This is a genomic window from Planctomycetia bacterium, assembly GCA_015200345.1.
Lineage (GTDB): Bacteria > Planctomycetota > Phycisphaerae > UBA1845 > UTPLA1 > PLA3.
Map to the genome: position 1 here is coordinate 2,527,376 of CP054187.1, position 19,834 is coordinate 2,547,209.

Sequence of the window (19,834 nt, forward strand, 5' to 3'; positions counted from 1 at the left end):
AATGCGAATCAGGGGATCGGGGGGAAAGGTGGAGTGGTGGTGACAACTCATTGGTTTGCATTGGCGTTTTGGTGTACCGGTCTGTTCGGTCCGGTTGAGCCGTCAGCGGATCCGTGTGTTGATGCGGACGGCCAGCGGTGTGGGAAGGCCCATGCGGCGGTCCTGCGCGATCGGGCGGCGGAGCAGGATGCTGAATCGGGGGGCGCGGCGGGAATGCGCGACGCGCTGATCGACACCGACGTGCTGCACTACGATCTGGACATTGAAATTTCAAACATCAACATCGCGAGCAACACGTGCACCATCACCGGCCGGAATGTGATGACCATCAAGTCGCTGGTCGATGGGTTGTCGGAGTTCACGTTTCGCCTGCGCACGCAATACACGATCACCAGCGCCCTGATCAACGGCACGACGCCGATCTCGGTCGCCACGCAAAGCACGACGACGCGCCTCGCGACGCTTGATCGCGCCTACAACGCTGACGAGGTGTTCACACTCACGATTGAATACACCGGCACGTCGTTCTCCGCCGGGTTCGGCTCCATCGAAGTGGACACGCAGACGGGCGGCAGCACGGCCGTCGTCGCGACGTTGAGCGAGGCGTGGTATGCGTATACGTGGTGGCCGGCGAAGGACGGGCCGACGAATGATGCGGGCGACAACGGCGACAAGGCGACGTTTGAGTTTTCGCTGACCGCACCGAACAACTGGGTGGTGCCGTCCAACGGCACGTTGCTCGGTGTCGATACGTTGAGCGGCGGTCGCAAGCGATACAACTGGGCTACGAATTACCCGATGTCGACGTACCTTCTCTCATTTGCCGCGACGAATTACACAAAGTGGACGCAGACGTACACGTACCCCGGCGGCACGATGCCCGTCGAGTTTTATATCTATCCGAACAGTGACACGCCGGCCAATCGCGCGAGCTGGGAAAAGTGCATCGACATGCTGGCGGCGTTTCGATCGGTTTACGGCGAATACCCGTTCATCAACGAGAAGTACGGCATTTATCATTTCAACTTCGGCGGCGGCATGGAGCACCAGACCATGACGGGCCAGGGCACGTTCTCCGAGAGCGTGACCGCGCACGAACTGGGCCATCAGTGGTGGGGCGACATGATCACGTGCAAGACGTGGAGCGATATCTGGCTGAACGAGGGTTTCGCGACGTACAGCGAGTGCCTGTGGGAGGAGCGCAAGACCGGGTCGATCGACACGGCGGCGTATCTGGCGGCGGTGGTCGCGCGGAAGCCGTCGGTGACAAGCACGGGCACGGTTTATATTCCGCCGGCGACGGTCACGAGCGGCGGGATGAATCGCGTCTTTTCGTCGGACCTTAGCTATCGAAAAGGCGGGTGGGTGCTGCACATGCTGCGGCATGTTCTGGGCGACGCCACGTTCTTCCAGCTGCTCACGGATTATCGCGCGGCCTACGAGTTCGATGCAGCGACGACAAACGACTTCATCACCGTCGCCGAGAGCACGACCGGCCAGGACCTCGACTGGTTCTTCAACCAGTGGGTCTTCCAGCCCGGCGCGCCGACGTACAACTTCGGCTGGCAATCGCTGAACGTCGCCGGGCAGAACTACCTCGCGGTGCGGATCGCACAGACGCACACGACGGCCGGGTATCCGAATGTGTTCACGATGCCGGTGGATCTGCGCGCCACGATCGGCGGCAGCCCGCAGACGGTGACCGTCTGGAACGATGCTCGCACCGAATGGTTCGTGGTGCCGGTCAGCGGTCCGGTGACGGCGCTGTCGCTCGACCCCGATCAATACATCCTGCGGCCTGCGCCGACGAGCGCCGCCTATCAGGCAGGCCCGCCGAAGATCGTCACGGCGGCGCCGGTGCCGGGCGCGACGGTGGACTGGGGCGCGAATCAGGTCAGCGTCTGGTTTCATACGAATGTCAATACGACCGCGGCGGACTTCACCGTCATCGGTGACGTGGTCGGCCCGGTTGCGTTCACACTGGCCTCGGGCGCGAACGTCAATCCCGTGGTGCTGAACTTCGCCGCTCCGCTCCCGCCCGACAGCTATACGCTGACGATTCGCGACACCCTGACGGCTGTGAACAGCGGCATGGCACTGGACGGCGAGATGACGGACCCGGCCAGTCCGGCGTCGCTGCCTTCGGGCGAAGGCACGGCGGGCGGCGACGCGGTGATTCGATTCAGCGTGGCGCCGTGCATTGTCGCGGCGGACATCGATGCGGATTGCGACGCGGATGAGCTCGATGTCGATTTGTTTGTGCAGGTCTTGCTCGGCGCGGACACCGATCCGGATCACGTCGATCGCAGCGATCTGGACGGCAACGACGTGGCCGATGGCGCGGACCTCGCGCTGTTTCTTGCGGCGTATCTGCCATAAACAGAGCCGGGCCGCGGCAGCCCGGTGGATCTGCGCAATTAATCAGCCTCAACCTTCGAATCCCCAAACCGGCTTCGCAACGAGCCGGCTGAAACGGCTTATCCACGGTCATTCGTGATGCGTCGCCGTTTGTGCTGCATGGCCGTCGGCGGTATAATCCTCCCCCGCTTCAGTCGAGCATCGAGATCCATTTTTTCGGGAGGAATCGCCGTGAAATCGTTCACCAAACCGTGGCGACCGGTCTGTATGGCCGGTGTCGTGATCTGCTTTCTTTCAATCGCCGTATCGGTGCAGGCCGCCGGCGACGCGAAGAAGATTCGCAGCGTGGAGGGCATCACCGAGTACGCGCTCGACAATGGCATGAAGGTGCTGCTCTTCCCCGACGAGTCCAAGCCGACCGTCACGGTGAACATCACCTACTTCGTCGGCTCGCGGCACGAGGGCTACGGCGAGACGGGCATGGCCCACCTGCTGGAACACATGGTTTTCAAGGGCACGCCGAAGTTTCCGCAGGTCTGGAAGTCGCTCCAGGATCACGGCGCGAGCTTCAACGGCACCACGTGGTACGACCGCACGAATTACTTCGAAACGCTGGCGGCCACGGAGGAGAATCTCAACTTCGCGCTGGAGCTGGAGGCCGACCGCATGGTCAACAGTTTCATCGCCGAGAAGGACCTGAAGTCGGAATTCTCCGTCGTGCGCAACGAGTTCGAGATGGGCGAGAACGATCCGGTCGGCATTCTCTCCGAGCGCATCACGTCGGCGGCCTACCTGTGGCACAACTACGGCAAGAGCACGATCGGCTCGCGCGAGGACATCGAGCGCGTGCCCATTCATCGGTTGCAGGCGTTCTACAAGAAGTTTTATCAACCCGACAACGCCATGCTGGTCGTGGCCGGCAAGTTCGACGAAACGGCGACGCTCAAGAAAATCGAGCGCCTTTTCGGCGGCATCCCCCGGCCCGAGCGCACGCTTGAGCCGACCTACACCGTCGAGCCGACCCAGGACGATGAGCGGTTCGTCACCCTGCGGCGCGTCGGCGATATTCAGGCCGTCGGCTGCGTCTATCACATCTGCTCGGGATCGCACCCGGACATGGCGGCGGTCGACGTCATGGCGGATATCCTCGAAGCGACCCAGACCGGCCGGCTGTACAAGGCTCTGATCGAGACCGAGAAGGCGACGTCGGTGCGGGCCAGTGCCTACAGCCTGTGCGAGCCGGGGCATCTGGAGATCATGGCCGAGGTGCGGCAGAACAAGTCGCTGGACGACGTGCGCGAGACAATGCTTGCCGTGCTGGACGACCTGGCGAATCAGGACATCACCGAAGCCGAAGTGGATCGCGCCAAGAATTCGTACGCCAAGCAGTTCACGCGGCTGATCAACGACAGCGGTCGCGTCGGCGTGCAGTTGAGCGAGTACGCGGCGATGGGCGACTGGCGGCTGATGTTCTGGCATCGCGACCAGGTCGCGAAGGTGACGCCGGCCGACGTGAAGCGCGTCGCGGCGCTGTACCTGCGGCCGAGCAATCGCACGGTGGGCATGTTCATCCCGACGAAGGATCCGATCCGCACGACGGTACCGCCGCCGCCCGACGTGCTGGCGATGCTGAAGGACTACACGGGGCAGCAGGCGGTCGTGCAGGGTGAGGCGCTTCCGCCCGATCCCCTGGCGATCGAGTCGCGCACGCAGCGCGAGGAACTTCCGGGCGGGTTAAAGCTCGCGATGATCCCGAAGAAGACGCGCGGGCAGAAGATCAGCGCGACGATCACGCTGCGTTACGGCAGCGAGGAAGACTTCAAGGGCCGAATCGACGCGGTCGGCATGATCGCCTCGATGCTCGACAAGGGGACGGCCAAGCATTCGCGGCGCGAGCTGGCGGATGAGCTGGATCGTATCAAGACGTCGATCGGCATCGGTGGCGGCGGCGGTCGCGGGCGGATGGGCCGCGGCGGGGGCGGCGGCGAGACCGGCGCGTTGTCGATCAGCATCGAGACCGAGCGCAAGTATTTCGCCGAGGCGATGTCGCTGCTTCGCGAGATGCTGCGCGAGCCGACCTTCCCCGAGAAGGAGTTCGACAAGCTTAAAAAGCAGGCCATGGCTTCGCTGGAAAGCCAGCTCTCCGAGCCGATGGTCCTGGCGATGAACGAGATGATGCGTCGAATGAATCCATACGAGCCGAGCGATGTGCGCTACGTGCCGACGCCGTCCGAGCAACTCCAGCGGCTCCAGGCGGTTACGCTCGACGACATCAAGACGGCGTACAAGGAACTGCTCGGCGCCAGCCACGGCGAGGTGTCGATTGTCGGCGATATTGACGCGTCCGAAGCAAGGACGATCGTGGCGAACACGTTCAAGGGCTGGAAGAGTCCGCGGCCATTCGAGCGGATCGCGCGTGAGTTCAAGGAAACCAAGCCCGACACGGTGGCGATCAACACGCCCGACAAGCAGAACGCGTTGATCGCCATGGCGATGAATCTGCCGATCAAGGACGACGACGCGGACTTCGCGGCGCTGAAACTGGGCAACTTCATTCTGGGTCAGAGCAGCAATTCGCGGATTCTCAATCGCCTGCGGCAGAAGGAAGGTCTGTCGTACGGAGCCGGGTCCATGCTGAACGCCAGCGCGCTGGATCGCGTGGGCATGTTCGGCGTGTACGGCATCTGTGCACCGCAGAACGCCGAGAAGGCCATCGCCTGTGCCCGCGAGGAACTCGACAAGCTGCTGAAGAAGGGCGTCACGGCCGAGGAACTGGAGGACGCGCGCAAGGGATATCTCGAGCAGATGAAGGTGCAGTTGTCGGCCGACGGCGGGATCGCCGGGATGCTGGCGAACGACTTGTACCTGGGCCGCACGATGAAGTTCCGCGCGGAGGAGCTGGCGAAGATTGAGAAGCTGACGCTCGACGAAGTGAACGCAGCGCTTCGCAAACACATCGATCCGAGCAAGCTGGTCGAGATTCGCGCCGGCGATTTCAAGGTCACGCCGACGCCCGACGCGGCGAAGGACGCTGACAAGAGTGAAGAGGACGATGACAACGGCGATGAAGACACGGACGACGAGAACTCGTAGCCGTTTTGCCGTCGATGAAACAGAATCCTACCAACGCCCCGGTCGAGCCTGGCCGGGGCGTTTCGTTGCGTGCCGGCGCATGGCAAAACACAACGGCCCGCCCGGCAAGGGTGCCGAGCGGGCCGCGTGCGGTGTGTGTGGTGATTTCGACAGCGGGTTTAGACCGCGCCGCCACCGGTGAAAATGCTGAAGACGGACGCCAGTCCGCCGAACAGCGCGTTCAACAGGTCGTTGAGAAACGCCAGAAACCCGCTCAAGAAACTGTCCAGAGAAGCCTGAAAATCAAACATCCCATCCGCTCCTTTCCGCGCTAAACGCGAGGTTAACGCCTTCCACCCGATTGATCGGGCGGCCGGAGCCAAATGTTGAGTTGTCGCGCTAGAGCGATTTCAGGCAGGCGAGGATCGCCTCATAATTGGGGTGGCTGGCGACTTCCGGGACGTATTCGACGTATCGGAGCTTGTCGGCCGCGTCCACGACGAAGACCGCGCGGCACAGAATGCGAAGCGACGGAATGAGCGTCCCATAGGCCTTGCCGAACGCGACCTCCTTGTGATCGCTAAGCGGCACGATCTTGCCGGTCTCGATGCCCTCGGCGCCGCAGAAGCGGTTCATGGCCATGGGCAGATCGCAGCTGATGGTGTAGCACGTGACGTTCGGCATGGCGGCCAGTTCCTTGTTGAACCGGCGCGTCTGTTCGGCGCAGACGGGTGTATCCAGTGAGGGCACGACGGAGAAGACGCGCGTCTTGCCCTTGGTTTCGCTGATGCGGAAATCATCCACGAGGCTTTTCTTCAGCACGGCGTCGGGAGCGGCGTCGCCGACTTTCAGCTCCGGGCCTTCCAGATCAAGCGGTTTGCCCTTGAGGGTGGTGGTTCGCGCCATGGTGCATCTCCTTGCGGTCTAACTGTCTTGGGGTTGTTTCAACTCATGCCGGACAGGCGTGGAATGGTAATCCCGGCTTCGGGCGCGCGTCAACCCGCACGATCGCACGGGGTTTTTGACGAACCGCGCGGCGCCTCCTAGAATCCCTCCGATTCACAGGCGGCGCCACGCGGTGTGATTGGACGACCGCCCATCTGTTGGCATGACAATCCAAACCACGCACACCCCAGGACCGAAGGAGGAAGGGACCGATGGCTGGCGCAAACACGCTTGAATTCAACGATGACAATTTCGAGACCGAGGTGATCAAGTCCGACAAGCCGGTGCTGGTGGACTTCTGGGCCGAGTGGTGCATGCCCTGCCGCGCCCTGGGGCCGACCATCGACGAGCTGGCCAACGACTACGCCGGCAAGGTGAAGGTTGGCAAGCTCAACACCGAGAACAGCCAGCAGGTGCCGATGCAATACAACATCCAGGCCATCCCGACGGTCATGATCTTCCACAAGGGCGAAGTCGTGCAGAAGTTTGTCGGCCTCACCGGCAAGAAGGACTTTCAGGCGGCGCTTGCGGGATTGATCAAGTAACCGCGCTTGCGTTTGCGCGATCCGGGCTTCTCATGGCGCGGGTCGATCAGATGAAAAAAAGCCCCGGGCAAATTGCCCGGGGCTTTGTGTTCTTGCTTCAAGTGGTTCCAAGGGCAGTCGCCGCGCCTGCTATTTCTTCTCGCAGGAACCGCTGCAACTTGTTCCGCAGCAGCCCGAACAACCCTTGAGCCGCTTCATCTGCGCCTTGTGCTCGCCAAGGGTCAGCACATCCCCCGACACGCTGAACGGGTACATCCGCTTCTGCCCGTCCGCCATGATACAGAGCTTGTCACCCTTCACGCAGTAGCCGCCGCTCATGGCATGCTTGCCTTTGTCGCCGTACTCCGCTTCGGCCGTGAAGGTGCCGTCGTGGCAGAAGGTGACGCGGGCAATGGGGCTGACGGTTTTGTCCGCGCCGCCCTCGCTGACCCAGGTTCCGGCGACCGGCGAACAGCCCGTCAGAGCGATCAGGCTGATTCCCGCAACGATTCGATGAATGGTTCGCATGAAAGACTCCTCGTTTCCATAAAAGGTGCGCGACATGCCGAAACGTACATCGGAAGATTGTTTCACGGTCGGAGGCCGGCTGTCAAATCAGAGCGTCACGGTGAAGCGGGCGCGAGCTTCTGGCCGTCGGCGAGCTTGTCAACGCCATCGGCGGCGATGCGCTGGCCGGTTTTCAGACCGCTCACAATCTCGATCTGTGCGCCGCTGATCCGTCCGGTCGTGACGCGCGTCGCGCGAAGCACGCCGCCCTCGGCGAGGAAGACTGTCGCGCCGCTGCCCTCTGCCTCCACCTTGCACGCCGACCGCGGCACCCAGATCGCCTGCGCGCTCGATGCACGGTCGGTCTGCGGCTTGTCGTTGAAGAATGCCACCTGCGCGGCGCCTTCCACTCGCAGAAAGTCGTCGGGATTGTCGATGCGTACCTTGGCCTGCACCGTCGCCTTGGAGTAATTCGCGCCGGGGTCGATCCACATCACGTGACCGTCATAGCGGCGGTCTTTGTACGCGTCGGGCGTGATGACGCAGGGCATGTCCTGGCGAATCCGCGCGATGTCCAGCTCGCTGATGTCCACCTCGACGCGCAGGGCCGTCATGTCCGCGATCACGGCGAACTGCGCGTTGGCAATCGCCCCGCGCCCGCCTTCGGCCGCCACGAAATCGCCCACCTCCACGCTGCGCTCCAAGATCACGCCTTCGATCGGCGCCACGACTTCGCAATCTCGAAGCGCCTTTTCCGCAAACGTCAGGGCCGCCTCGTCGGCCGCGACCTGCGCCCGCGCTTCTTCCACCGCGCGCTTGGCATCAACAAACTCGATGTCCGGCGCGTCGCTCGATTGGTGCAGCCGGGCCACGCGATCGAAGTTCACCTGTTGATAAGCCAGGGCCGCGCGGCTCTTCTCGAGGTGCGCGGCCGCCTGATCGCGCATGGCGCGGTAATTCACGTCCTCAATCCGCGCGATGACCTGCCCCTTCTTCACCCGGTCGCCCTGTTCGAAACGCAGCTCGACGATCTGCCCAGAGACCTTCGTGCTGACCGAGACCTTGTGGTCTGACACGATCTTGCCGGCCGCCGTGAAGACCGGGGGGACATCGGCCGCCCCGCGCGAGGTGACGGTAATGAGTCGTACCTCCGCCGCGGCGCTGCTGCCGCCGCTTAGGCCCAGCGTCGCTGCGTCGGGCGCGAAGTACCAGAGCAGAAATGCACCGATCACGATGCCGCCGAAGAGGAAGAACCGCTTGCCGAATCGCGTGCCGGATCGGACCTGGCCGACCGCTGCCGATGGGGTGGGCTTGGACGCAGAGGCAGGCCGCTGATCCTTGTTGATCGTCAGGCTGCGAAGCTGGGCTCGGAGGTCGGTAGGCGCTTGCATGCAGACCATTCTAGCGGGCGGCTAGCCCTTACGCAGGGCTTCGATCACGCGGATGCGAGCGGCTCGCAGGGCCGGGGCGACGGCCCCCGCCACGCCGACGAGGATGGAAAGCCCGATCGCCGCGGCGACGGTTACGGGCGTGATGCGAAGCTCGTAGGCGATCACGGTCCAGGTCTGGTCCGATAGGAAATCCTGCCGCGAGCCGCTGACAAAGAGCGAACCGATCAGCCCGACCGCGCAGGCCGCGAGGCAGATGAGCAGGCTCTCGGTCAGGAATGCGACAATGACCGAGCGGCGGGAAAAGCCCAGCGTGCGGAGCATGGCGATCTCCCGCCGCCGGCTGTCTACCGAGGTGTACATGGTCGTCGCCACGGCAAAGACCGCACCCACTGCCATGATGGCGATCAGGATCGTCGTGAGGACGACGATCTCGCGTGTCTTCGACGAGAGATCGACGTAGTAATCCGCCTCGGTCTTGGCATTCATGCGCACGGCCGGGCCGCGGATGTAGTTGATGGCCGCGGGCGCGGCGCCGGGGTCTTCGAGCCGCATGATGGCGCTGGAGGTAAAGCGGCGCAGGTAGACGTCACTGATCATGCTGCGCGGTCCCCAGATTTCGCTTTCCAGCGCGCCGCCGCCGGCTTCGAATACGCCGACGACGGTGAAGGTTTTGTCCGTCGATCGTCCGATGGTGATTTGGCCGCCGACTTCGAGGTTGCGATAGCGTTCGCGCGCCGCGCGGCCGACGATGACCTCGTGCGCGGCGGGATTGAACATGCGTCCCTCGATCAGTTTTACCTCGTTGTGGACGAGAAACGCGGTGTCATCGACGCCGCGCACGGCGACGTTGGCCGGGTTGCCCGGAGGAGGACGTCGCGGGATGGACGCCTGCACGCACAATTCGTGGCTGACGAGCGGCTGGCCGTCAGGCTCACGTGCCACACCCGGCGTCTGCATCATGCGCGCGGCCTCTTCGGGGCGGATGATGCTGGTGCTCTCGGCGGTGGCGCCGGTCTGAAGGGCGACGATGTTGGCGCTCGAGCCGCTCGATTTCATCGACGCGCGGATGCCTTCGGAGAACGACAGCAGCACCGCCAGCACCGCCACGACCACCGCGACGATGACGAACGTCAGGCCGGTGCTCAACTTCCGCACGAGCAGATTTCGCCAGTTGTAGTAAAGAGGGAGTGCCATTTGAGGGTGGTCAGCGGTATAAGTTTTTGCATTTAGCCGACGAGCCTGCTCGCCGCTTCCTTACTCCAGATTCCGCAGCGCCGCCACGACTTTCATCCGCAGGGCCAACCAGCTTGGCCACGCGCCGGCCAACAGACCGATCCCCAGCGCCACCAGCACCGATTTAATGCACATCGCGAAAGGAATCTCAAACGTTTGAATCACCGGGATGTTGATCTTTCGCAGCGGCGTGTAGGTGAACGCAACATACGGCCCCAGCGAACCGGCCAGGCCGCCCAGCCCGCAGATGAGCAGGCTCTCGGCGAGGATCAACCCCAGCGCGAACAGGCCGGAGAACCCCAGCGCCTTGAGCGTGGCGATCTCGCTGATGCGATCGCGCACGTTCATGCTCATGGCGTTCATGGCGGCGATCACCGCGACAAAGACGGTCATCGCCGACAGGATCGTCAGGTTTCGCGGCAGGTCGAACTGCTGCGTGATGAACTCGTTCATGAACGTTTTTTCGTCCGAGGTCTTGGTTTCGTCGAGCGTGCCGGCGAAGATGCGGTCGATTTCCTGGCGGAAGTAATCCATGTCCGCCTTGCTGCCGCACTTGACGAAATAAAAGCTGACCAGCCCTTCGGGGTAATCCTTGCCCTCGCGCTTGAGGATTTCTTCAAAGTAATCGCGGCGGAACCACAGCGTGACCACGTCCTCCGCCTGTTCCATTGTCGAGACAACGTGAAACTCAATCGGCGTATAGGGCGGCACGGACGGCATGATCGTCACACGCTGGCCGACCTTCCAGCCCAGTTGCGTGGCCGTGTTGCGGCCGACCATCAGCGCCTGCCGATCGCGCAGCCAGGCGTCGATTTCCTCCTGCGTCAGTCGATGCTCGGGAAACGCCTCGACGAACGTATCGTGATCGACGCCGAGCGTGGAAAGCGGCATGGGGTCGTTCTCGCGCTGGCCGCCGATCCAGCGCATGCCGCAAACGGCAAGGATGCGCGTGCCGGTCGGATCGAGCGACTCGATTTTGCGCCGGTGTCCTTCGGGCAGCGGATTAACAATGGACGTCTTTTGCGTGATGGCGAGTCGAAGCTGTTTGGCGGAATTATCGAGAAAGCGCGAGATGCCGTCGATGACGGCGGTGGAGAGCACGAAGATGACAATGGGCAGAGCGACGGCTGCGCTGGTCATGATGGATCGCCGCGTGTTTCGCGTGAGGTTGCGGTAGACGTAGGTGAGACGAAGCATGGGTGGGTTCGCAGGGCCGGCGCGAGGCAATCGAATGAAGCGTCCGACCGGCCACCGGACTATAAAACGTGATCAGGCTTCCCGCAACGCGGTAACGACCTGCGTGCGAGCGGCTCGGCGTGCGGGGACGATCGCGCCACCCAGCCCGACCAGGCAGATCGCGCCGATGGCGATACCGACAATGAGCGGCGTCAGGTGAATCTCGAACGCGAGGGTCGTGAAGGTACTCTGGCCGAACATGTCCTTGGTATTGCCGACGAGCGCGAGCCAGGCGCCGCAGGCGAGGCAGCCGATCGCACCGCCGAGCATGCACAGCAGCAGCGACTCGATCATGACGCTCGTGAGCAGGTGCCGCCCGGTGAAACCGATGGTGCGCAGCATGGCGAACTCGCGCGTGCGCCCGGCGACCGATGCAAACATCGTGTTGGCGATGGAGAACGCCGCGGCAACGCACATGACGCCGACAAGGAACGTGACGATCATCAGATACATGCCGATGTTCTTGGTCTGCTCCAGCCAGTATTCGCCTTCGGTTCGCGCGGTCAGTTCGATGCCGGGGCCTTCGATTCGCCGAATGGCGGCGGCGGGATCGACGTTGTCGTTCAGCCGGAGCGCGACCGACGAATAGGCGTTGCGCATGTAGGCATTCATCAGCATGGTGGCCGGCCCCCAGATCTCGCTCTCAAGCGGGCCGCCGTCCGCGGAGAAGTAACCCACCACCCGGTAGCCGCGATTGCCGCCGTAGCCGAGGTTGATCGTGTCGCCGATCTCCAGCCCGGCGAACTGCTTCGCCGCCTGCACGCCGACGATGACCTCCATCGCCCCGTCGGTCGGCTTGGCGCCGAGCAGCCGCACGTTGCGATGGACGCTGAATGCGGCATCCGTGACACCGCGCACAGCGACGTTGGCGTTGGTGGCGCCGTTATCGCGGCGGCGCGGCAGCGAGACCTGCACGATCATTTCGGGGCTTTTGAGCTGCTCGCCGGTGCGTGGATCGACGGCAATCTCCTCGTTGAGCTGGGTCAGCTTGTTGTAATCGTCGGGCGGGATGGCGCTGTTGGTTTCCGACGTCGAGGCCTGCCGCAGCACGATGAGCGTGCGCGGATCGCCGGCCACCGAGAGCGAGCGGCTTAATGCCCCGCGAAACCCCAGCATCCACGAGAAGACGCCCACGACCACGGCGATGACCAGCACCGTCAGCACCGTCGTCGTGCGACGGATCAGCAGGTTGCGCCAGTTGTAGGAGAGGGGTAGTGCCATGCAGTAGTGGTCAGTGGTCGGTGGTCAGAGTCCAGAGTTCAGCGGTTAGTTGCCGGTTTCGCATTCAGCCGGAGAGCCCGCCACGGCGGATCTTCGACCTGCTCGCCGTTCCAATTATTCTCCCACCCGGCGCAGCGCGCTCACCGTCTGCATTCGAAGCGTGTGCCAGGCCGGCGCCAGCCCGGCGATCAGACCGACTGCCCCGGCGATGGCCACGGAGATTCCCACCGCCAGCGGCGAGACGGAGAGCTGCGCGATCGGAAGAAAGCCCGGCATCAACTTGCGCATCGGAATCGCGGTAAGCAGGATCACCGCCGGAATGATTCCAGCCATCGCTCCGAGCAGCGCCAGCATCACGCTTTCGCCCAGCACCATGGCGACGATGCGCCAGCTGGGGAATCCAATCGCCTTGAACACCGCCAACTCGCGCGTCCGCTCGCGGAAGCTCATCATCATCGTGTTTCCGGCGACCATCGCGATGATCGCGACGACCACAATGGCCATGACGCGCATCAAACCGGGGATGTCCCCGGCGGCCTGCGCGAACCCGGCGGCAAAGGTCAGCTCGTCTTCGCTCTTGGTTTCGTCCGGCGAGTTGGCAAAGGTCGCGTCGATCTCCTGTTGAAGCGCGCGCAAGCCGGCGGCGCTGTTGCACTTCACCCAGAAAATGTTGCAATCGGTGTATCGGTCAATGCCCGCGTCTTTCAGCGACTCGCTCAAATAATCGCGCCGGAAGTACAGCACGTTGGCCCGCGACTGGGCCGTCATGATCTTGATGATGTGAAACTCCAGCGACAGATAGGGCGGCACGCTGCTGGTCAGCGTGATGCGGTCGCCGATCTTCCAGCCGTTGTTCTCGGCGACGCCCGTGCCGACGACGCACGCCTGGCGGTCCTTCGTCCAGTTCTCGATGTCGGCGTCGGTCATGCCGACCTCGGCATAGACGGTCGGAAACGTATCGGGATCGGCGGCGAGGCTCTGGATAACGCCTTGTGTGTTCGGTACGCGGCCGCCGAACCAGCGCATGCCGCAGACAGCGGTGAGTCGCGAGCGATCCGGATCGAGGGCCTCGATCTTGGCGCGGTGGCCCTGCGGGATGAGGTTGATAAGCGTGGTTTTGTGATGCACGCCGAGGCGCAGCTCGCGCTCGTTTGCCTTGCCGATTTCTACGAGGGCGACGACGAAGGAAATCGCGGCGACGAAGATGGCCATGGGCAGGGCGAAGGCGATGCCGGTCAGGCAAGTGCGCGTCGGATTGCGGCGCAGATTCTGAAGCAGGACGTAGGCGAGGGTCATGGGTGGTGCGAAGCCTCAATGGGCGGCCACGAGCGACGGATCGTTCTTCTCGTCGCGCTCGAGCTGGCCCTTGTCCAGGTGCAGGATGCGCTGCCCGTGCGCCGCGGCGCGCGGATCGTGCGTCACCATGACGATTGTCTTGTTGAACTCGCGATTCAGCAGGCCGAGAAGGTTGAGAATCTCGGTGGAGGTCTTTGCGTCGAGATCGCCGGTCGGCTCGTCGGCCAGAATCACGTCCGGGTCGGTCACAATGGCCCGCGCGATGGCCACGCGCTGCTCCTGGCCGCCGGAGAGCTGATTGGGCCGATGGTCCATTCGATCGCCCAGGCCGACAATGGTCAGCGCCGTCTGCACGCGCTGCCGCCGCTCGGCCGCAGACATTTTGAACAGCAAGAGCGGCAGCTCGACGTTCTGCGCCGCGGTCAGCACCGGCACGAGGTGGTACATCTGAAAGATGAAGCCGACGTGGCGGCTGCGCCAGGCCGTCAGTTCCTGCTCGGACATCCGCTCGAGCATCGCCTCGCCGACGCGAACGCTGCCGGCCGTGGGGGAATCCAGTCCGCCGATCAGGTGCAGCAGGGTGGACTTGCCCGACCCGCTGGGCCCCATGAGGACGACGAACTCCCCGGCCGGGATGTTCAGCTTCAGGCCGGCCAGCACGGGGATTTCGATGCGATCCTTGTAATAGACCTTGTGAACGTTGGTCAGTTCGATCAACGGCTGGGACATGCGCCACTCCCGCGCACTGCGAAATGCCGAATTCCAGGCCCGTACGCTTTGTCGGCGTTCCGCGTGCGATGCCGCATTGTAATCGGTGCGGCGGCTGATTTCATTCCGGCTCCCAATCGGTGTTATGATCCACGAAGGCGCGCAGGGTCGAGGTCGGCCCTGAACAATTTTGCCGTCAAGGGGTCGGTGTTTGTTTGCTCGACCAATAACGAAGTCGCAACGCACACGAAGAACAACGAAATGGCGAGTGGGCAGTGCCCGCTCTGCGCAGCGCCGGCCCATCGCTGACCACTAACCAGTCGCTGGCAGATATAGCATGCTCTACGACGCGTTTGTGAACATCCCGCCCGGAACAAACCTGCCCGAAGTCGTCAACGCCATCGTCGAGATTCCCAAGGGCCGGCGAAGCAAGTTCGAGATCGACAAGGAGACGGGCCTGTTCCGGCTGGATCGATACCTGTTCTCGTCGAGTCACTATCCCGGAGACTACGGGTTCATCCCGCACACGCTCGCCGAGGACGGTGACGCGCTGGATATCCTGGTGATGGTGAACGAACCGACCTTCACCGGCTGCTTGATCCGCGCAAGGGTGATCGGCCTGTTCAAGATGATCGACAAGGGCGCGAACGATTTCAAAGTACTCGGCGTGCCCGACACCGACCCGCTCTTTGAAGAGTATCGCGATCTGGTCGACGTGCCGCCGCACTTCCTCCGCGAGGTCGAGCACTTCTTCGCCACCTACAAGCAGCTTGAAGGCTCGCCCACGACGACGCACGGTTGGTCCCATGCCGCCGACGGACTGGCCGAGGTCGACGCGGCGGTGGCGCGCTTCAAGGCTGCACGGAAGGCGTAGCCAGTCGTTGCGGCGCACCAAGTCGCTGCATCGAGAACGACCTGCTTCATCGGCCGCGCTTCGCTAATCCGCACAAACGGCCCCGCGCCGCCGATATCCTTTTCCGGCTCATCCTCCCTAACCCCCGGCCGACGCGTGGATTATACAAATGTAGCCATATTATCCGACGTGTCCGCCCGGCGCTGCCTGCGTGAGTTTCCCATGCGGCGGCCGATGGCACGGACCTTGCAACCCCCTCGTCGTGACCCGGTGGGCGCCGGGTCGATAACACGCTCGCGACGGAACTCGCGGCGTGATGAACGAGACCAGCATTGGGGGGCATTCGCAGATGAAGCGAAACGTACTGTCGAAGTGTGTCGCCGGACTTGTCGCCGCCGTTGCGCTGTCAACCGCGCCGACCGCCGACGCCAGTTTGATCTCCGTGCCGTTGTTCAGCCATCCGAACGGCAACGCGTCCGCGAACATGAACGCGGTGGACTCACGCGATTACGGGCTGCGGCTCGATAACGGCCAGGGCGTGCAGACGTTTCATTTCGAGAACGTGACCATGACGTTCTTCGACCCGCAGCCGGCCGGCCCGGCCTCGGTCTATGCGACCATTACCGGCACGATCGCACACCTTCAAAGCAGCAACGGCGTCGCGCTGGGCTACGCCGGCAATTCGGGCCTCGATGCGCTCGACCAGCGCTGGACGATCAACGCCACGATTCGCGGCCAGGTCGGCCAGGGCAATATCTTCCAGCCCGCGCTGCCGAATCCCAACATGCTGAATCAGTTGATTGCCGCCGGCATCAGCAACAACGCCATCAACTATTGGGACTTTGATGTCACGCTCACGCCGCTCTTCAACGAGGGGGTGACGCCGGCGGTCTACGGCGGCCCGCGCGTCTTCGTCGAGAACACGATGGATGGCATGATGCCGGGTTTGATCATCGACTACCGGCACCGGCTCGATCCCAATGTCTTCGCCGCGCCGCAGTGGAACGTCGTCACCGGGCACGGCTGGCTCAAGTCGGCCAATGGCGGCGGTTCCGACTACACGCGCGACTTTCTCTTCTACACGCCGGAACCGGGCACGATCGGTCTGCTCGCCGTGGGGATGGTGACCGTCCTGCCGCGACGAAGGCGCGCCGCGGCGTAAGAAGCGGCAAGTTATTCGCGTCGAGCATGAACACTGGAGTCCCTTTCCGCGACGCGCAACAAGGAGTTCCAAGCCCCGGGCAGGTGCCTGGGGCTTTCCTTGCGCGCTGCGTTGAACGACGCGACTCGCAACGACAATTGAATCAATCATCAACACGAGGAGCAATCAACCCGCTCGACGTTCGCGAAGCGACGCGATCCATTCACAAGGCACCCGATGGCCGTAGAACCCCGTGCCGGATCGCTCCGCGCCGACAAATCGATGAAAATCGCTGCCACCCGTCGGCGCAAGATCCAGCTTCCTGGCCAGGCGCTCGCAGGTGCGCGCGAACTCCCCAGTGACATCAGGATGACTCACTTCCAGAGCGGCCAACCCCGCCTCTCCAAGCCGCCGCACCACGTTCTCCAGCTCCAGGCTGGTCTCGCACCCCACGCGTGACGGATGGGCCAGCGATGCCACGCCGCCGGCCGCGCGAATCATCGCGATGGCCTCGCCCGCCTCGCGCACGACGCGCGGCACGTACGCCGCCGCGCCCGAGCCGAGATACCGCGCGAACGCCTGACGAAAACTCGAGACGATGCCCAAACTGACCAGTTCATTCGCGAGATGCGGGCGCCCCAGCGGTCTGCCGCCGTTCGCATTCACCAAGGCGTCGTAGTCCAGGCGAATGCCCAGCGCGGCCAGCCGCGCGACGATCTCGCGGTTGCGTTGATCGCGCCGCTGGCGTTCATCCGCCAGCGCGCGAAGCAGCGCGGGCGACGTGGCGTCGATGAAATACCCGAGGATGTGCACGATGCGCCGACCCTGCCGCGCCTCCAGCTCAATACCGGGCACGAACTCCATCCCATGAGTCGTCGCAGCCTGGGCTGCTTCCGTCAATCCATCAATCGTGTCGTGATCGGTGAGCGCGACCGCGGCGAGCCGGCGCGCGGCGGCCATGCTCATCAGCTTCGCGGGCGCGTAGCCGCCGTCGGAAGCCGTGGAGTGCATGTGCAGGTCGGCCCAGCGCGGCCGATGATTCGGTTCGCGCGCGGCGTGGACGGCGCGGTGGGGTGAGTTCATCCCGGCAGAATGCTGCGCTGTTGCAGGTACTTGGCGAGCTGGGCGACGCAATCTTCGAGTTTGTGCTCGCCGGTTTTAAGAGTCAGCTCGGGGTTGACGGGCGGCTCATAAGGATCGCTCACACCGGTGAAGTTGGGAATCTCACCGGCGCGGGCCTTGCGATACAACCCCTTTGGATCGCGCTGCTCGCACAACTCGATCGGCGTATCGACAAACACTTCGATGAACGGCAGCTTCGCCGCGACGTGCATCTGTCGCACGCCGTCCCGGTCTGCGCGATACGGACTCACGAACGACGTAATCGTGATCAGCCCGGCGTCGGAGAAGAGCTTGGCCACCTCGCCGATGCGGCGGATGTTCTCGGCGCGGTCGGCCGCGGAGAAGCCGAGGTTCTTGTTCAGGCCGTGGCGAATGTTGTCGCCGTCCAGCACGTAGGCGAGCCGGCCCTGCTGCACGAGCAGGTGTTCGAGGGAAAAACCGATGGTGCTTTTGCCCGAGGAGGGCAGGCCGGTGAGCCAGATGGTGGCGCCCTTCTGCTTGAGCAGCGCTTCGCGCTGTGAGCGCTCGACGTGTCCCTCATGCCAGACGATGTTGGTTGCTTTGATCTCGGTCAAGACGGCGTCTCCCCGTGTGGTTGGCGTTCATGAAAGGCCGGAATTTAACCGCGATCGGGCCGATTATGCAAGACGCCGCGCGGTTGCAACCGGAATCGCACTGCGCCGGCGCTTTGCGCCGGCGCGCTAGACAGGGCACGCTTTCAGCGCGAAGATTCAGCGAGGAAACACCCACGTTGCCCGATGTCCGTCGCCTGATCGGGCGCGGCATTTCTGGAGGGTTTGCCCATGGCCGAGATTCAGCCCTTTCGCGGCATACGCTATACGTCCGTCGATGTCTCGCGGCTGATCGCGCCGCCTTATGACATCCTCGACGAAGCCGACAAGGCGCGGCTGCTCGCGGCCGACGATCACAACATCGTTGCCATTGACCTGCCGCACGTGCCGCCGAAGACGGCCGGCCCCGACAGCGTCTATCGCCAGGCGGCCGGTGAGATGACCAGTTGGATGGACATCCACGCCCTCGAGCGCGACGAGGCGCCGGCGATCTACGTGTATCACCAGACCTATCGGCTGGGCCGCAAGACGCTGACGCGCAAGATGTTCTTCGCTCGGCTGCGGCTCGAGGAGTTCGGCAAAGGGTGCGTTTTCGCCCATGAGCAGACGTTCGGCGGGCCGAAGGAAGATCGCCTGAAGCTGACGGTCGCGACGCGCTGCAATCTTAGCCCGATCTTCGGCCTGTACCCCGACGCGGGGAACGAGGTTGCGGCGATGCTCGAACGCGCCGTCGGCGAGACGCCGGAGCAGGTGGGGCGGTTGGACGGGGTGGAGAACAAGCTGTGGGTCGTCGCCGCCCCGGAGGTGATCGCGGCGGTGCGGGCGGCGATGAAAGAGAAACCAGTCTTCATCGCCGACGGCCACCATCGCTACGGCACGGCCCTGATGTTCCGCCAGCAGGAAATGGATCAGATGGGGCGGATTGCCGACGACGACCCGGTGAATTTTGTCCTGTGCGTGCTGTGCGCGATGGAAGACCCCGGCGCGACGATCCAGCCGTACTTCCGCAGCATCTGCGATCTACCGCAGGTGTTCGCGAAGGATTATCACCACGCGCTGGCGGATCAGTTCGCGTGGAAGCCGGTCGCGCGACCAGCCAACGACGAGGAACTGGCGAAGGTGCTGCGCGAGGCCGGTCCGCAGGCGCTGGCGTTGTACGACCCGCGGCAGGACGTGTGCGCCGTGCTGGCGCCGAAGGATTCCGACCTGCTGGCGGCGTATGAGCCGAAACGGCACGCCGCCTGGCGGCAGAGCGCGTACTCCATTTTTCACCGGTACATCCTGGATGAAGTCGTGTCCCCGAAGTTCTGCGTCGGCAATCCGCCAACGGTGCACTATCACAAGACCATGGATGAGGCGATCGCGGACGCGAAAGAGCATCATGGCGTCGCGGCGCTGATGCCCGCGACCACGATGCAGCAGTTGCGCGCTGTCTGCACCGCCGGCGAACTGATGCCGCAGAAGTCGACGTACTTCGCCCCCAAGCTCGCGACGGGGATGGTGATCAATCCGCTGTATTAACGAATCGCGCAAACGCCGCGGAAAACGGAGCATGAAAGATTGAGAATGGAGCAGTGCTGACGCAGACGCGGGGCCGCTCGCCTGCTGCATGGAGCATTTCCACATTCTCAATTATGCATTCTGCATTGTTCTTG

The 19,834-nt window shown here is 63.5% G+C and carries 16 protein-coding genes; 6 read left to right on the plus strand and 10 right to left on the minus strand.

Features of this window, described 5'->3' with window-relative positions; genetic code table 11:
- Nucleotides 1-39: 39 nt before the first annotated feature.
- Both HRU71_10370 and HRU71_10375 read left to right on the plus strand, forming a co-directional pair.
- Entirely contained in the window at nt 40-2,379 is a 2,340-nt protein-coding gene (locus tag HRU71_10370; GenBank protein QOJ03862.1) for a M1 family metallopeptidase, read from the plus strand.
- Between the two features lie 210 nt (nt 2,380-2,589).
- Entirely contained in the window at nt 2,590-5,451 is a 2,862-nt protein-coding gene (locus tag HRU71_10375) for an insulinase family protein (GenBank protein ID QOJ03863.1), read from the plus strand.
- 378 nt (nt 5,452-5,829) lie between these two features.
- Here the strand turns inward: HRU71_10375 and tpx are convergent, their stop codons facing one another.
- Nucleotides 5,830-6,336: a thiol peroxidase gene (gene tpx, locus HRU71_10380; protein ID QOJ03864.1), complete on the minus strand. Its 507-nt coding sequence runs from the start codon at nt 6,334-6,336 to the stop codon at nt 5,830-5,832.
- Nucleotides 6,337-6,587: 251 nt separating this feature from the next.
- Here tpx and trxA point away from each other — a divergent pair, with 251 nt between their 5' ends.
- A complete protein-coding gene (gene trxA / locus HRU71_10385; GenBank protein ID QOJ03865.1) occupies nt 6,588-6,920 on the plus strand; it encodes a thioredoxin in 333 nt (110 codons plus the stop codon).
- Nucleotides 6,921-7,049: 129 nt separating this feature from the next.
- On the opposite strand, the gene HRU71_10390 is transcribed toward trxA, so the two are convergent.
- From HRU71_10390 to HRU71_10420, 7 genes are all read right to left on the minus strand, one after another.
- A complete protein-coding gene (locus HRU71_10390; protein ID QOJ03866.1) occupies nt 7,050-7,427 on the minus strand; it encodes a hypothetical protein in 378 nt (125 codons plus the stop codon).
- Between the two features lie 95 nt (nt 7,428-7,522).
- On the minus strand, nt 7,523-8,797 hold the full coding sequence (locus HRU71_10395; protein QOJ03867.1) for an efflux RND transporter periplasmic adaptor subunit: 1,275 nt from the start codon (nt 8,795-8,797) through the stop codon (nt 7,523-7,525).
- A gap of 21 nt (nt 8,798-8,818) precedes the next feature.
- Entirely contained in the window at nt 8,819-9,991 is a 1,173-nt protein-coding gene (locus HRU71_10400) for an ABC transporter permease (GenBank protein QOJ03868.1), read from the minus strand.
- 60 nt (nt 9,992-10,051) lie between these two features.
- Nucleotides 10,052-11,227: an ABC transporter permease gene (locus HRU71_10405; protein ID QOJ03869.1), complete on the minus strand. Its 1,176-nt coding sequence runs from the start codon at nt 11,225-11,227 to the stop codon at nt 10,052-10,054.
- Nucleotides 11,228-11,299: 72 nt separating this feature from the next.
- The gene (locus tag HRU71_10410; protein ID QOJ03870.1) at nt 11,300-12,487 is read right to left on the minus strand and encodes an ABC transporter permease; all 1,188 of its coding nucleotides are present in this window, start codon (nt 12,485-12,487) and stop codon (nt 11,300-11,302) included.
- A 114-nt stretch (nt 12,488-12,601) separates the two neighbouring features.
- Nucleotides 12,602-13,783: an ABC transporter permease gene (locus tag HRU71_10415; protein ID QOJ03871.1), complete on the minus strand. Its 1,182-nt coding sequence runs from the start codon at nt 13,781-13,783 to the stop codon at nt 12,602-12,604.
- Between the two features lie 15 nt (nt 13,784-13,798).
- On the minus strand, nt 13,799-14,512 hold the full coding sequence (locus HRU71_10420) for an ABC transporter ATP-binding protein (protein ID QOJ03872.1): 714 nt from the start codon (nt 14,510-14,512) through the stop codon (nt 13,799-13,801).
- Nucleotides 14,513-14,828: 316 nt separating this feature from the next.
- Here HRU71_10420 and HRU71_10425 point away from each other — a divergent pair, with 316 nt between their 5' ends.
- The gene (locus tag HRU71_10425) at nt 14,829-15,365 is read left to right on the plus strand and encodes an inorganic diphosphatase (protein QOJ03873.1); all 537 of its coding nucleotides are present in this window, start codon (nt 14,829-14,831) and stop codon (nt 15,363-15,365) included.
- Nucleotides 15,366-15,693: 328 nt separating this feature from the next.
- Nucleotides 15,694-16,506: a PEP-CTERM sorting domain-containing protein gene (locus HRU71_10430; GenBank protein ID QOJ03874.1), complete on the plus strand. Its 813-nt coding sequence runs from the start codon at nt 15,694-15,696 to the stop codon at nt 16,504-16,506.
- A gap of 165 nt (nt 16,507-16,671) precedes the next feature.
- Here the strand turns inward: HRU71_10430 and HRU71_10435 are convergent, their stop codons facing one another.
- Both HRU71_10435 and cysC read right to left on the minus strand, forming a co-directional pair.
- Nucleotides 16,672-17,568: a PHP domain-containing protein gene (locus HRU71_10435; GenBank protein ID QOJ03875.1), complete on the minus strand. Its 897-nt coding sequence runs from the start codon at nt 17,566-17,568 to the stop codon at nt 16,672-16,674.
- Nucleotides 17,565-18,182, minus strand: coding sequence for an adenylyl-sulfate kinase (gene cysC / locus HRU71_10440; protein ID QOJ03876.1), 618 nt, complete (start codon nt 18,180-18,182; stop codon nt 17,565-17,567). Before cysC ends, HRU71_10435 begins: the two co-directional genes overlap by 4 nt.
- A gap of 228 nt (nt 18,183-18,410) precedes the next feature.
- Between cysC and HRU71_10445 the strand changes: the two genes are divergently transcribed.
- Complete coding sequence (locus HRU71_10445; protein ID QOJ03877.1) at nt 18,411-19,700, plus strand: DUF1015 domain-containing protein; 1,290 nt, start codon at nt 18,411-18,413, stop codon at nt 19,698-19,700.
- Nucleotides 19,701-19,834 lie beyond the last annotated feature (134 nt).